Origin of the sequence: Methylibium sp. (assembly GCF_965279545.1) — a bacterium.
Lineage (GTDB): Bacteria > Pseudomonadota > Gammaproteobacteria > Burkholderiales > Burkholderiaceae_C > Methylibium.
Genome location: NZ_OZ257250.1, coordinates 1,941,817 through 1,955,664, shown reverse-complemented (window position 1 = coordinate 1,955,664; position 13,848 = coordinate 1,941,817). Strand labels below are relative to the sequence as shown.

Sequence of the window (13,848 nt, the reverse complement as noted above, 5' to 3'; positions counted from 1 at the left end):
GATTGACCGAGATGAAATCTTCCACCGTCCCGCTACGCAAGCTCTCGTCCGAAGCGGCGCACGCCGCCGTCGCGGCGGCGGTCGCGCATGCGCGCGGCCTCGGCATCCGCGTCAACGCGGCGGCGGTCGATGTGAGCGGCGTGCTGCTGGCCTTCCTGCGCATGGACGGCGCCTTCCTGCATTCGATCGACATCGCCATCGACAAGGCCTACACGGCGGCGAGCTTCGGCTTCCCGACCGAGGGCTGGGGGCCGCTGCTCGAGAGCGACGCCTCGCTGAAGGCCGGCCTGCCGACGGTGCCGCGGCTGGTGGTGTTCGGCGGCGGCGTTCCCGCCTACGAGGGCGCGCAGCGCGTCGGCGCGCTCGGCGTGTCGGGCGGCTCGGCCGACGAAGACGCGGCCTGCGCCCGCGCGGGCCTGGCCGCCATCGGGCTGGCCGAGCAGCCGCAGTGATTTCGCAGTGACCCACGAGAGACCATGAAACAGTTCCTGAACTTCATCGACGGCGAGTTCGTCGCCACCGGCAAGACCTTCGAGAACCGCGCGCCGGTCGACAACCGCGTGCTGGGCCTGGTGCACGAGGCCGGCCGCACGGAGGTCGATGCCGCGGTGGCCGCGGCGCGTGCGGCGCTGAAGGGCGAATGGGGCCGCATGCCGGTGGTCAAGCGCGTCGAGCTGCTCTACGCGGTGGCCGACGAGATCAACCGCCGCTTCGACGACTTCCTGGCCGCCGAGATCGCCGACACCGGCAAGCCGCTGTCGCTGGCCTCGCACATCGACATCCCGCGCGGCGCGGCCAACTTCAAGGTGTTCGCCGACATCGTCAAGAACGTGCCGGCCGAGACCTTCGAGATGGCCACGCCCGATGGCGGCCAGGCGCTGAACTACGCGCTGCGCACGCCGGTCGGCGTGGTCGGCGTGGTGTGCCCGTGGAATTTGCCGCTGCTGCTGATGACCTGGAAGGTCGGCCCGGCGCTGGCCTGCGGCAACACCGTGGTCGTCAAGCCCTCCGAGGAAACGCCGGCCACCGCCACCTTGCTCGGCGAGGTGATGCAGAAGGTCGGCATGCCCAAAGGCGTCTACAACGTCGTGCACGGCTTCGGGCCGGACTCGGCCGGCGCCTTCCTGACGCAGCACCCGGACGTCGACGCGATCACCTTCACCGGCGAGACGCGCACCGGCGAGGCCATCATGGCCGCGGCCGCGAAGGGCGTGCGGCCGGTGAGCTTCGAGCTCGGCGGCAAGAACGCCGGCATCGTGTTCGCCGATGCCGACTTCGACAAGGCCCTGGCCGGCATCACCCGCAGCGCGTTCGAGAACTGCGGCCAGGTCTGCCTGGGCACCGAGCGCGTCTACGTGCAGCGACCGATCTTCGACAAGTTCGTGCAGGCGCTCAAAGTCAAGGCCGAGGCGCTGACGATCGGCCCCTCGGAAGAACCCGGCGTCGGCCTGGGCCCGCTGATCTCGGCCGAGCACCGCGACAAGGTGCTGGGCTACTACCGCAAGGCGGTGGAGGAGGGCGCCACCGTCGTCACCGGCGGCGGCGTGCCGAAGATGAGCGGCGTGCTGGCCGAAGGCCATTGGGTGCAGCCGACGATCTGGACCGGCCTGCCGGAGTCGGCCGCGGTGATCCGTGAGGAGATCTTCGGCCCGTGCTGCCACATCGCGCCGTTCGACACCGAGGAGGAGGCGATCGCGCTGGCCAATGCCACCGACTACGGACTCGCCACCACGGTGTGGACCCAGAACCTCGGCACCGCGCACCGCGTGGCCCGGCAGGTCGAGGTCGGCATCTGCTGGATCAACAGCTGGTTCCTGCGCGACCTGCGCACCGCCTTCGGCGGCGCCAAGGCCTCGGGCATCGGCCGCGAAGGCGGCGTGCATTCGCTCGAGTTCTACACCGAGCTGCGCAACGTGTGCGTGAAGCTGTGAGGGCCGGACGATGAGCACCGCGAATCCCGAGATCGGCAAGAAGGTCCGCACCGGCGCCTTCGACAGCAACGTGCACGACCAAGGCACGTCGGCGCCCGGGCAGCCGCCGGTGCTGTTCGTCCACGGCTCCGGCCCCGGTGTCAGCGCCTGGGCCAACTGGCGGCTCGTGCTGCCGCGGCTGGCGACGCAGCGCCGCGTGGTCGCGCCCGACATGCTGGGCTTCGGCTACACCGACCGGCCGCAGCCGCCCGACCAGGCGGGCGTCTACACGATGGACGCCTGGGTGCAGCAGGCGGTCGACCTGCTCGACACGCTCGACATCGCGCAGGCCGACCTGGTGGGCAACTCCTTCGGCGGGGCGCTGGCGCTCGCGCTGGCGATCCGCCATCCGCAGCGCGTGCGCCGCCTGGTGCTGATGGGCAGCGTCGGCGTGCGCTTCCCGATCACGCCGGGGCTCGACGCGGTGTGGGGCTACACCCCGTCGTTCGAGAACATGCGCCGAATCATGGACGTGTTCGCGCACGACCGCCGGCTCGTCAACGACGAGCTCGCGAAGCTGCGCTACGAGGCCAGCATCCGCCCCGGCTTCCAGGAGTCGTTCGGGGCCATGTTCCCGGCGCCGCGCCAGCGCTGGGTCGACGCACTCGCCAGCCCCGAGGCTGCGATCCGCGCGCTGCCGCATCCCACGCTGGTGGTCCACGGCCGCGAGGACCAAGTGATCCCAATGAGCACCTCGCTGACGCTGGCGCAGTGGATCCCGAATGCCCAGCTTCACCTGTTCGGTCAGTGTGGCCACTGGACACAGATCGAGCACACCGACCGTTTTGTCCGGCAGGTCAGCGACTTCCTCGCGGAAGCCGACGCTGCCGCCGCCTGAATTGCCACTCCCCGACCCGAGACCATGGACCCCCAACGCATACAAGGCTACGGCGACGAGCTCTACCAGGCGCTGCTGAACCGCACGCCGGTGGCGCCGCTGACCGAGCGCGAACCCGAGATCACGATAGCCGACGCCTACCAGATCCAGCTGCGCATGATCCAGCGCCGGCTGGACGCCGGCGAGACCGTGATCGGCAAGAAGATCGGCGTGACGAGCAAGGTCGTGATGGACATGCTCAAGGTCAACCAGCCCGACTTCGGCCACCTGCTCTCGGGCATGGCCTTCAACGAGGGCGAGCCGATCCGTATGGGCACGCTGATCGCACCGAAAGCCGAGGCCGAGGTGGCCTTCGTGCTCAAGCGCGACCTGATCGGCCCCGGCGTCACCGCGGCCGACGTGCTGCGCGCCACCGACTGCGTGATGCCGTGCTTCGAGATCGTCGACTCGCGCATCAAGGACTGGAAGATCAAGATCCAGGACACCGTGGCCGACAACGCCTCCTGCGGCGTGCTGGTGCTCGGCGGCGTGCGCAAGGACCCGCGCCGCCTCGACCTGGCACTGGCCGGCATGGTGCTCGAGAAGAACGGCGAGATCGTCAGCACCTCCACCGGCGCCTCGGTGCAGGGCTCGCCGGTCAATGCCGTTGCCTGGCTCGCCAACACGCTGGGCCGCCTCGGCATCACGCTTTCGGCCGGCGACGTGATCCTGTCGGGCTCGCAATCGCCGCTCGTGCCGGTGGTGGCCGGCGACAGCCTGTACTGCAGCGTCGGGGGCCTCGGCGGCACCTCGGTGCGCTTCGTCGAATGAGCGGAAAGAGACCCATGAACCTCGATGCCAAGACCATCGCCCAGCTCGCCGAGCACCTGGAAACGGCCGAACTGCAGGCGCGCGACGTCACCAAGATCACCGACGACTTCCCCGGCATGGACTGGGACGACGCCTACGCGATCCAGGACGAGATCCGCCGCCGCAAGGAGTCGCGCGGCCACAAGACCGTCGGCCTCAAGGCCGGCCTGACCTCGTTCGCGAAGATGAAGCAGATGGGCGTGACCAGCCCGGTGTTCGGCTTCGTCAGCGACTACATGAGCCGGCCCGACGGCGGCGAGATCCAGACCTCCGAGCTGATCCACCCGAAGGTGGAGGCCGAGATCTGCATCGTCACCAAGGCGCCGCTCAAAGGCCCGGGCTGCCACGTCGGCGCCGTGCTCGCGGCGGTGGACTTCGTGGTGCCCGCGGTCGAGGTGATCGACTCACGCTTTCGCGACTTCAAGTTCGACCTCAAGAGCGTGGTCGCCGACAACACCTCGGCGTCGCGCTTCGTCGTCGGCGGGCGCATGCGCGACCTGGCCGAGCTCGACCTGCGCACGCTCGGCGTGGTGCTCGAGAAGAACGGCCAGATCGTCGCGATGGCGGCCGGCGCGGCCGTGCTCGGCAATCCGGCGGCGGCCGTGGCGATGCTGGCCAACCACCTCGGCGCACGCGGCCAGGAGATCCCGGCCGGCACTTTCATCATGACCGGCGGCGTCACCGAGGCGATCGCGGTCGAGGCCGGCGATGCGATCAACGTGCGCTTCCAGGATCTCGGCAGCGTCTCGATGCGCTTCGTCTGAGAACCGAAAACCAGAGAGAGACACCCCATGAACATTTCCCACCGGGCGAGCCCAACGCCCCCCGGTCGAGCCGCTGCATGCGCTGGCGTCGGGCTCGAGCGTCAAGCGCGGCGGCTGCTCCGCACGGCGCTGCTCAGTGCCGGCGTCACGCTGCTGGGCTGCATGCAGGCGCCCGACCTCGGTGCGGTGCAGGCCGAACGCCAGAAGGCGGTGCTGCACACCGACAGCTTCCAGTCGGCCGCGAGCAACGGCGCGGTGCTGGCCGCCGGCACGGCCGGCGGCGCGCTCGTCACCTCGTCGGACGGCGGCAAGACCTGGGCGCGCCGCCTGTTCGCATCGCCCGCATCCGTGATCGCGCTGAGCACCTGCCCCGACGGCAGCTTCGTCGGCATCGACTTCTACCGCAAGGTGTGGATCGGCGACAGCGCCGCCAAGAACTGGGTGGCGCACCCGACCGACCCTGCCGTCAACCCGCTCGCGGTGACCTGCGACGCCGCCCAGCGGATCTGGGTCGCGGGCAGCAACACCACGCTGCTGTCGAGCGCCGACCACGGCAAGACATGGAAGACGACCAAGCTCGGCGGCGACGCGATGCTCACGACGATCCAGTTCATCGACGAGCGCCACGGCGTGAGCACCGGCGAGTTCGGCATCGTGATGACGACCGATGACGGCGGCGCGACCTGGACCAGGCAGACGCCCATCCCCGAAGACTTCTACCCCTACTCGACCGTCTTCACCGACGCACGGCACGGCTGGACCAGCGGCCTGGGCGGCGTGATCCAGCACACCACCGACGGCGGCAAGAGCTGGACGCCGCAGGAGAACCACTCGGGCGCACCGATGTACACGCTGCTCCACCAGGGCGGCGAGGTCTACGGCCTGGGCGGCGGCGGCGCGATGGTGGTGCTGCGCGGCGACGAATGGGTGCGCTTCGACCACGGGCTGCAGTTGCCGGCCTACCTGGCCGCCGGTGCCGTGCTCAACCCGCAGTCGCTGCTCGTCGCCGGTGCGGCGGGCGCACTGCACGTCGTGGCGGCGCCGGGTCGGCTGTCCGTCGCGGCGCATCAATGAACGGGATGGCCGAGATGAAACTGCGCCAAAGAATCGTGGCCGTGCTGATGCGCGGCGAAGAGTGGCTGTTCGCCAACCCGAAGTACGTGCTGGGCATGATCCTGGCGGTGACGCTGGGCTTCGCCACCCAGCTGCCGTCGCTGAAGGTCTACACCGACTTCAGCGACCTGCTGCCGCAGAAGCACCGCTACATCCAGACCTACAACCGCATCAAGGAGAACTTCGGCGGCGCCAACATGATCGTGATGGCGATCGAGGTCGACGACGGCACGATCTTCAACGACGAGACCCTGGCCCTGATCTTCGAGGCCACGCAGGGCATCGACAACCTGCCCAGCGTGAACCACAACCTGGTGTCGAGCCTGACCCACCGCACCTCGCGCAAGGTCTACCTCACCTCGGACGGCAACTTCGCCTCCGAGTCCTACTACGACCCGGCCAAGACCGCACGCAGCGCCGAAGAGCTCGAGCAGCTGCGCAAGGACGTGATCGCGAACCCGCGCATCTACGGCCTGCTGGTCTCGCCCGACCTGAAGGCCGCGCTCATCAAGGCCCAGCTCAACGAGAGCGAGCTCGACTACGCCAAGACCTTCGCCGCGCTGCAGCAGGTGCGCGAGCAGGTCTCCACGCCGGGCCACCACGTCTACATCACCGGCAACCCGGTGCTCACCGGCTACGTCTACACCTACCTCGAGCAGATCATCGCGATCATGTTCTCCACGCTGGCCCTGCTGGCGCTGCTGCTGATCGTCTACTTCCGCCGCTTCTACGGCGTCGCGCTGCCGCTGCTGGGCATCGCGCTGTCCTCGATCTGGGGCCTGGGCTTCATGGCGCTGCTCGGCTACAACCTCGAGCCGCTGTCGATGCCCATCCCCTTCCTGATCGCGGCACGGGCCACCTCGCACGGCGTGCAGCTGGTGGCGCGCTACTACGAAGAACTGGCGATCACGAAAAGCGGCAAACAGGCCGCGCGCAACGCGCTCGACGCGCTGTTCCGGCCCGGCTCGCTGGCCATCGTGGTGGACGCGCTCGGCCTCGCGGTGCTCATGCTCGGGGCGGCGCCCTTCAACTGGAAGCTCGGCATCTCGGCCGGCTTCTGGGGCCTGGCGGTGATCTTCACGGTGCACTTCATGGTGCCGCTGGCGCTCACCGTGCTGCCGCAGCCGAAGAAGACCGAGAACAAGAACCAGGGCATGCGCAGCTTCCTGGCCGCGCTGATGGCCCGCACCGGTGGCACGCAGGCCGGGGCCACGGCGATCCTCGTCATCGCCGGCGTGCTGATGGCCGGTGGCGCGGTGTTCGCGTCGCGCGTGCAGATCGGCGAGTCCGAGCCCGGCTCGCCCATCTTGAAGCGCGACCACGACTTCAACCTTTCCACCAAGGCCATCAACGAGCGCTTCCCCGGCTCCGAGGAGCTGCACATCGTCGCGCGCACCGCCGAGAAGGGCGGCATCAAGCGCCCCGAGGTGCTGCAGGCGATGGAGGCCTTCCAGGCGCACATGCAGTACGACCCCGCGCTCGGCGGCGTGAAGGCGCTTCCCGCGGTGGTGCGCGTGGTCAACCGCCTGACCCACAGCGACGACCCGCGCTGGATGCAGCTGCCCGACAACGCCGCCGAGGTCGGCGGCCTGATGTTCGCCTACATGGCCTCCAGCCCGATCCCCGGGGCCCTCAAGGAGTTCGTCAACGCCGACGAGGACGAGGCCAACATGGTCTTCTTCTACAAGGACCACCGGGCCGAGACCATCAACCGCGCGATCGCGCTGGCCCAGGAAGGCGCTGCCCAGGTGATGGCCCGAGTGCCCGGCCTGACGATCGAGATCGGCGGCGGCCTGATCGGCGTCACCGCGGCGGCGAACGAGGCGCTGCACGCCGACCACATGGTCATCATCCCGCTGGTCATGGCGGTCGCCTTCGTGCTGGTGATGCTGTACTACCAGTCGCTGCACGCGGGCTGGCTGATGGTGCTGCCGATGCTGTTCTCCACCGTCATGACCTATGCCTACATGGGCATCCAGGGCATCGGCATCAGCGTCAACACCGTCCCCGTGATCGCCGTCGGCGTGGGCGTGGGCATCGACTACGCGGTGTACTTCATGGACCGCATCCGCGAGGAGTTCGCCCACACGCGCGACATCCGCCAGGCCGCCATCAACGCCTTCAGCACCACCGGCTATGCGGTGAGCTTCACCGCGCTGACGCTGATCGCCGGCGTCGTGATGTGGATCTTCCTGTCCGACCTGCGCTTCCAGTCGGACGCCGCGGTGCTGCTGTCTTTCATGCTGATCGTCAACGCCGTCGCCGCGATGCTGATCGTGCCGGCCTGGTGCGTGGTGTTCAAGCCGCGCTTCGTGACGGGTGAGGCGGACGCGGCGGGCGAGGGCGCCTTGCAGCCGGCGTGAGGGCGGGCGTGAGGGCGGCGCGAGCCATCGAGAGTCCAGGAGCAACGCGCGGGCAGGGGACTGCCCGCCTTTCGAGCAGGTGTGCATTCGATTCCATCCAAGGAACCCACGGAGTGAGGAGACAACGATGAAGAACAGACAGGACAAGCACGGAGCACGGCTCCACAAGCAGGGCAACCCGCGCCGCCTCGGCGGCGCCGCACTGGCATCGGCGCTGACGGTGTGCGGCGCGGTCCACGCACAGGACGCCACCGCACCCGTCGACCCGTGGAAGGTCGACATCTACTACGAGAACGACACCCGCTTCAGGGGCAAGGACGCCACTGGCGAGACGGTGGGCCTGTCCAAGTTCCGCAACACCCTGCAGGTCGAAGCCGACAAGAAGCTCGAAGGCGGCTGGAAATTCCGCAGCATTCTGCGCGGCAGCTTCGACGGCGTGTACCGCCTGAACGACGACCAGTACGGCCGCAAGGCCGGCGGCGGCGTGCTGCTCGAGTCCCAGGGCGGGCCGCCCCCGCTGCCGCACGGCAGCGGGGCGGTCAACAAGACGGTCGTCGACGGCCTCGGCTTGGTGAACAACACCTTCGGCTTCAACTCCACCAACCCCGGCGCGCCCAACTACAACCCCAACGAGGGCCTGCGCCTGCTGGGCGACCGCTGGCACGACTCGCTCAACGGCGGCGTGGAGTTCGCCACGCCGGTGCGCCCCTGCGACACCGACCGCCGCGGCTGTGCCGACTTCGGCGGCTACGGCGACAAGAAGCGCAGCGAGCTGGAGATGCCCGAGTTCAACGAACGCTGGGACGTGATCCGCGAGGCCTTCGTCACCAACACCGTTGGCCTGGCCGACGGCAAGCAGCTCTTCCTCAAGCTGGGCAAGCAGCAGGTCGTCTGGGGCCGCACCGACCTGTTCCGCGTGCTCGACGTCATCAACCCGGTCGACTACTCGCGCAACAACATCTACGACGAGCTGCAGGACATCCGCATCCCGATGTGGATCGCCCAGGCCGAGTACCGCATGGGCGCCAGCGAGACCATGCAGGACCGCAACCTGCAGGTGGTGTGGAACTTCGACAAGTTCCGCCCCAACAACCTCGGCCAGTGCGGCACCGCCAACGTCATCCTCGACGCCGGCTGCTTCTTCCGCGGCATGAAGAACCTGTGGGACAACGGCGGCACGGTGTCGAACTTCGCCAATGTCCAGCCGGGCGTGCTGCTCGCCACCGACTTCGGCCCGGGCCAGATCGGCCTGCGCAACGTCGACCTGCCGAACTGGAGCCTGAAGAACACCCAGCTCGGGCTGAAGTACGAGGGCATCACGCAAGGCGGGCTGTCGTTCTCGCTGAACGCGCTGACCTACCGCTCGCAGCTGCCCTCGCTGCACGGCGGCAAGGGCGCGCAGAACGCCTTCACCGGCCAGCCCTGCGCGGATGCGAACGGCAACTGCCCCTACCTGATCGCCTTCGACATGCACTTCCCTCGCGTGAACCTGCTCGGCGGCTCGGTCGACCTGCAGTGGGAGGCGGCCAAGGCGGCGGTGCGCGTGGAGGCGGCGGTCACCAGCGGCGAGGAGTTCGCCAACACACTGCGCCCCGAGCTGTACTCGAAGAACCGGGTATTCCGCTCGGTGGTGGGCATCGACCGGCCGACCTTCGTGCCCTTCATCAACCCGAACCGCACCACGCTGTTCTCGGCGCAGCTGTTCTACCAGCACATCTTCGACCACGAGCTGCAGCAAGGCCAGTTCGGCCCGGTGGGCATGCCGGACTGGAAGGACAACGTGATCGGCACGCTGCTGATCAAGGCCTTCCTGGCCGGCGACCGCGTCAGCCCGCAGCTGATCACGGCCTACGACGTGAAGGCGCGCGCGCTGGTCACGTCGCCGCAGATCGACTGGCTGGTGACGAACAAGCTCAAGCTCAGCTTCGGCGGCAACTTCAAGCTGCGCAACGGCGACGAGCGCTGGAAGTTCGACGACTGCCGCGGCTGCAACCCGTGGGGACCGTTCACCGCGCCCGTCGGCGACACCGACCCGATGACCGCCTACTCGCGTGGCCTCGGTGGCCTCGAGCCGCTGGGGCGCTTTCGCGCCGGCCCCATCGGCGCAGCTTGGAAGGAGAACGAGGTGTTTTTCACCGCGCGCTATCAGTTCTAAGACAAAGAGACAAAGGAGTGCCGTTCATGAATACAAAAATTACCAAGCTCAGTTTCGCCCTGCTCGTCGCAGGCTTCGCCGGTGCCGCAGTGGCCGTCACCGAAGCCGACGTCGAGCAGTCCTTCAATCCTTACAAGGCCGGTTTTCCCAGCTTTCCCGGACTGAGTGCCGGCACCGTCGTCAACAAGGCCAATGTCGAGCAGTTCAAGGACGCGCTCGACCCGGGCCTGTACATGGTCGTGAAGAACGGCTGGACCGAGCTGAAAGTCGGTCCGACGACGCAGTTCGAACTCGACAAGTTCTACGTCGAGGCGACCAAGAAGAACGTCAACAAGGCCAAGCTCGGCGCGAAGAACGGCGAGATCACCGGCTTCGTGGCCGGGCGCCCGTTTCCGGAGGAGCCGCAGGAGGCCGATGCCCGGGCCGGCGAGAAGATCGCCTGGAACTTCAAGTACGGCATCAACTGGGGCGACAACGCGGCGATCTACCCGTTCTACTGGAAGTACCGCAACATGCAGTCGGCCCAGGTGGAGCGGACGATCAAGTTCAACTTCCACTTCCTGAACTTCAAGCACCGTGTCCAGCATGCACCGGTGCCGGAGGTCACACCGAACCCGTCGGAGCTGTTCCGCGGCATCTACATGACGGTGCTCGAGCCGCAGGACCTGAAGAACACGCAGTTGCTGATCCAGCGCTACGAGGACGACCTGAAGTTCGACGACGCCTACCTCTACCTCGGCTTCCAGCGCCGCGTGCGCCGGCTCGCCACCGGGCAGACGACGGATGCCTTCCTCGGCTCCGACCTGATGATCGAGGACTTCGAAGGCTACAACGGCCGTGTCTCGGACATGAAGTGGACCTACAAGGGCAGCAAGAACATCCTGATGCCCTATTACAACCACAACGAGCTGAAGCTGGCGGACGAGTTCAAGGAGCCCGACGGCTACAAGTTCGTCGACTTCAGCGGGCAGGGTGGCTGTTTCCCGAACATCACCTGGCAGTTGCGCAAGGTCTACGTGGTCGAGGCCACGCCGGTGAACCCGTCGCACCCGGTGAGCAAGCGCGTGTTCCACATCGATGCGCAGGTCTACAACATCAACCGCACGCTGATCTACGACCGCAAGGGCGAGCTGTGGAAGACCTGGACGATCGGCAAGTCGCACCCCGATCACCACTTGCCGGTCAACAAGGGCACCGGTATCGCGATCGATGACTCGTTCTCGATGGTGGACGTGCAATCCAAGCACTGCACGACCGGCCAGTTCAAGGGGCAGGTCGATCCCAAGCTGAACCCGCCGAGCCTGTTCCAGGTGCAGAACATGCGCGGCGGAGATTGACGACCCCGCGGCCGGCGGCGCGGGTCGCCGGCCCCAGATTTTGTCCACTCCCGGAGTTTTCCATGAAGAAGATCAAGTGCGCCCTGATCGGGCCCGGCAACATCGGCACGGACCTGCTGGCCAAGCTGCAGCGCAGTGCGGTGCTGGAGCCCGTGTGGATGGTGGGCATCGACCCCGCCTCCGATGGCCTTAAGCGCGCGCGCGAGATGGGCATCAAGACCACCGCCGAGGGGGTGGACGGTCTGCTGCCGCATGTGCTGGCCGACGGCGTGCAGATCGCCTTCGACGCCACCAGCGCCTACGTGCACGCCGAGAACTCGCGCAAGCTCAATGCGCTGGGCGTGATGATGATCGACCTGACACCCGCGGCCATCGGCCCGTTCTGCGTGCCGCCGGTCAACCTCAAGCAGCACGTCGGGCGGCGCGAGATGAACGTCAACATGGTGACCTGCGGCGGGCAAGCCACCATTCCGATGGTGGCCGCCGTCTCGCAGGTGCAGGCGGTGGCCTACGGCGAGATCGTCGCCACCGTCTCCAGCCGCTCGGTCGGCCCCGGCACGCGCAAGAACATCGACGAGTTCACCCGCACCACGGCCGGCGCGGTCGAGCAGGTCGGTGGTGCGAAGAAGGGCAAGGCCATCATCATCATCAACCCGGCCGAGCCGCCGCTGATCATGCGCGACACCGTGCACTGCCTGACCGAGGACGAGCCCGACCGCGACAAGATCACCGCGTCGATCCACCAGATGATCAAGGAAGTGCAGAAGTACGTGCCCGGCTACAAGCTGGTCAACGGCCCGGTGTTCGACGGCAAACGCGTCTCGGTCTTCATGGAGGTCGAGGGCCTGGGCGACTACCTGCCCAAGTACGCCGGCAACCTCGACATCATGACCGCCGCTGCTGCGCGCACCGCCGAGATGTTCGCCGAGGAAATGATCGCCGGCACGCTGAAGCTCGAAGCCGTGCCGGCCTGACCCGATGCGCGACGCGACGAAGGAGAACTCCATGATGAACCTGCAAGGCAAGAAGATCACCGTCCACGACATGACGCTGCGTGACGGCATGCACCCCAAGCGCCACCTGATGACGCTCGAGCAGATGAAGAGCATCGCCAGCGGCCTGGACGCCGCCGGCGTGCCGCTGATCGAGGTGACCCACGGCGACGGCCTCGGCGGCTCGTCGGTCAACTACGGCTTCCCGGCCCACACCGACGAGGAGTACCTCGGCGCGGTGATCCCGCTGATGAAGCAGGCCAAGGTGTCGGCGTTGCTGCTGCCGGGCATCGGCACCGTCGACCACCTGCTGATGGCCAAGGAGCTGGGCGTGCACACCGTGCGCGTGGCCACCCACTGCACCGAGGCCGACGTGTCCGAGCAGCACATCTCGAAGGCGCGCGCGCTCGACATGGACACCGTGGGCTTCCTGATGATGGCCCACATGGCCAGCCCCGAGAAGCTGGTGAGCCAGGCGTTGCTGATGGAAGGCTATGGCGCCAACTGCATCTACGTCACCGACTCGGCCGGCCACATGCTGCCCGACGACGTGACGGTGCGGCTGCGCGCGGTGCGCGACGCGCTCGAGCCCGAGACCGAGCTGGGCTTCCACGGCCACCACAACCTGGCGATGGGCGTGGCCAATTCGATCGCCGCGGTCGACGCCGGTGCGAACCGCATCGACGCAGCCGCCGCCGGACTCGGCGCGGGCGCGGGCAACACGCCGATGGAGGTGTTCATCGCGGTGTGCGACCGCATGGGCATCGCGACCGGTGTGGACGTGTTCAAGATCCAGGACGTGGCCGAGGACCTGGTGGTGCCGATCATGGACCACATCATCCGCATCGACCGCGACTCGCTGACGCTGGGCTATGCCGGCGTGTACTCGTCCTTCCTGCTGTTCGCCAAGCGCGCCGAGAAGAAGTACGGCGTGCCGGCGCGCGAGATCCTGGTCGAGCTGGGCCGCCGCGGCATGGTGGGCGGCCAGGAGGACATGATCGAGGACACCGCGATGACGCTGGCGCGCGAGCGCACGGGCACGCTGCACAACGCGGCGGCCTGAGCGGCCGCCCACAGGACACAGGAGAACCCCATGCCGTTTGCACAGATCTACCTCATCGAAGGCCGCACCGAGGATCAAAAGCGCGCCGTGATCGAGAAAGTCACCCAGGCCATGATGGACGCCGTCGGCGCACCCAGGGAAACCGTGCGCGTGTGGATCCACGAGGTGCCCAAGGAGAACTGGGGCATCGGCGGCGTCTCGGCGAAGGCGCTGGGACGCTGACGGACCGCGAGGTCACGCGACGACGAACCGCCGGGTGGTGAACACGGCCGGCGGCATGCGCCGGAGGGTGGGTTGGCGGTCGCGTGGTCCTTGCGCAGGTCGTTGATGACGCTGCGCAGGGATTCAGCGCGGTCTTGAGCTGGCCGAGTGCCCGCAAGACCACAAAAAAAGCGGACTCAGAG

General features: G+C 67.7%; 12 protein-coding genes. All 12 read left to right on the top strand.

The features are described 5' to 3' along the window. The first annotated feature begins 11 nt into the window (after positions 1 to 11). The 12 genes from ACQY9S_RS09090 (at position 12) to ACQY9S_RS09035 (ending at position 13,666) form a co-directional block, all read left to right on the top strand. Complete coding sequence (locus ACQY9S_RS09090) at positions 12 to 452, top strand: GlcG/HbpS family heme-binding protein (RefSeq protein ID WP_428425002.1); 441 nt, start codon at positions 12 to 14, stop codon at positions 450 to 452. 24 nt (positions 453 to 476) lie between these two features. Continuing rightward, positions 477 to 1,931: a 2-hydroxymuconic semialdehyde dehydrogenase gene (locus tag ACQY9S_RS09085; RefSeq protein ID WP_428425000.1), complete on the top strand. Its 1,455-nt coding sequence runs from the start codon at positions 477 to 479 to the stop codon at positions 1,929 to 1,931. Between the two features lie 10 nt (positions 1,932 to 1,941). Then, positions 1,942 to 2,808 (top strand): alpha/beta fold hydrolase, encoded by an 867-nt coding sequence (locus ACQY9S_RS09080; RefSeq protein ID WP_428424999.1) that lies wholly within the window; start codon positions 1,942 to 1,944, stop codon positions 2,806 to 2,808. Positions 2,809 to 2,832: 24 nt separating this feature from the next. Further along, positions 2,833 to 3,618 carry a 2-oxopent-4-enoate hydratase gene (dmpE, locus tag ACQY9S_RS09075; protein WP_428424997.1) on the top strand — a complete coding sequence of 262 codons (786 nt, stop codon included), beginning with the start codon at positions 2,833 to 2,835 and terminating at the stop codon, positions 3,616 to 3,618. Between the two features lie 14 nt (positions 3,619 to 3,632). After that, positions 3,633 to 4,421, top strand: coding sequence for a 2-oxo-3-hexenedioate decarboxylase (dmpH, locus tag ACQY9S_RS09070; protein ID WP_428424995.1), 789 nt, complete (start codon positions 3,633 to 3,635; stop codon positions 4,419 to 4,421). Positions 4,422 to 4,448: 27 nt separating this feature from the next. Beyond that, a complete protein-coding gene (locus ACQY9S_RS09065) occupies positions 4,449 to 5,495 on the top strand; it encodes a YCF48-related protein (protein WP_428424993.1) in 1,047 nt (348 codons plus the stop codon). A 14-nt stretch (positions 5,496 to 5,509) separates the two neighbouring features. Further along, a complete protein-coding gene (locus ACQY9S_RS09060; protein ID WP_428424991.1) occupies positions 5,510 to 7,897 on the top strand; it encodes an efflux RND transporter permease subunit in 2,388 nt (795 codons plus the stop codon). 127 nt (positions 7,898 to 8,024) lie between these two features. Further along, positions 8,025 to 10,052, top strand: a complete 2,028-nt coding sequence (locus tag ACQY9S_RS09055) for a DUF1302 family protein (RefSeq protein WP_428424989.1) — start codon at positions 8,025 to 8,027, stop codon at positions 10,050 to 10,052. A 26-nt stretch (positions 10,053 to 10,078) separates the two neighbouring features. Beyond that, positions 10,079 to 11,389, top strand: coding sequence for a DUF1329 domain-containing protein (locus ACQY9S_RS09050; RefSeq protein ID WP_428424987.1), 1,311 nt, complete (start codon positions 10,079 to 10,081; stop codon positions 11,387 to 11,389). A gap of 62 nt (positions 11,390 to 11,451) precedes the next feature. After that, positions 11,452 to 12,363, top strand: coding sequence for an acetaldehyde dehydrogenase (acetylating) (locus ACQY9S_RS09045; RefSeq protein WP_428424985.1), 912 nt, complete (start codon positions 11,452 to 11,454; stop codon positions 12,361 to 12,363). 34 nt (positions 12,364 to 12,397) lie between these two features. Next, positions 12,398 to 13,444 (top strand): 4-hydroxy-2-oxovalerate aldolase, encoded by a 1,047-nt coding sequence (gene dmpG, locus ACQY9S_RS09040; RefSeq protein ID WP_428425668.1) that lies wholly within the window; start codon positions 12,398 to 12,400, stop codon positions 13,442 to 13,444. 30 nt (positions 13,445 to 13,474) lie between these two features. After that, positions 13,475 to 13,666, top strand: coding sequence for a 2-hydroxymuconate tautomerase (locus ACQY9S_RS09035; protein ID WP_428424983.1), 192 nt, complete (start codon positions 13,475 to 13,477; stop codon positions 13,664 to 13,666). Positions 13,667 to 13,848 lie beyond the last annotated feature (182 nt).

Coding starts and splice junctions, on each gene's coding strand:
- ACQY9S_RS09055 (WP_428424989.1), top strand. CDS start 8,025: ATGAAGAACAGACAGGACAAGCACGGAGCACGGCTCCACAAGCAGGGC.
- ACQY9S_RS09080 (WP_428424999.1), top strand. CDS start 1,942: ATGAGCACCGCGAATCCCGAGATCGGCAAGAAGGTCCGCACCGGCGCC.
- ACQY9S_RS09085 (WP_428425000.1), top strand. CDS start 477: ATGAAACAGTTCCTGAACTTCATCGACGGCGAGTTCGTCGCCACCGGC.
- ACQY9S_RS09060 (WP_428424991.1), top strand. CDS start 5,510: ATGAAACTGCGCCAAAGAATCGTGGCCGTGCTGATGCGCGGCGAAGAG.
- dmpE (WP_428424997.1), top strand. CDS start 2,833: ATGGACCCCCAACGCATACAAGGCTACGGCGACGAGCTCTACCAGGCG.
- ACQY9S_RS09050 (WP_428424987.1), top strand. CDS start 10,079: ATGAATACAAAAATTACCAAGCTCAGTTTCGCCCTGCTCGTCGCAGGC.
- ACQY9S_RS09090 (WP_428425002.1), top strand. CDS start 12: ATGAAATCTTCCACCGTCCCGCTACGCAAGCTCTCGTCCGAAGCGGCG.
- ACQY9S_RS09065 (WP_428424993.1), top strand. CDS start 4,449: ATGAACATTTCCCACCGGGCGAGCCCAACGCCCCCCGGTCGAGCCGCT.
- ACQY9S_RS09035 (WP_428424983.1), top strand. CDS start 13,475: ATGCCGTTTGCACAGATCTACCTCATCGAAGGCCGCACCGAGGATCAA.
- dmpH (WP_428424995.1), top strand. CDS start 3,633: ATGAACCTCGATGCCAAGACCATCGCCCAGCTCGCCGAGCACCTGGAA.
- ACQY9S_RS09045 (WP_428424985.1), top strand. CDS start 11,452: ATGAAGAAGATCAAGTGCGCCCTGATCGGGCCCGGCAACATCGGCACG.
- dmpG (WP_428425668.1), top strand. CDS start 12,398: ATGAACCTGCAAGGCAAGAAGATCACCGTCCACGACATGACGCTGCGT.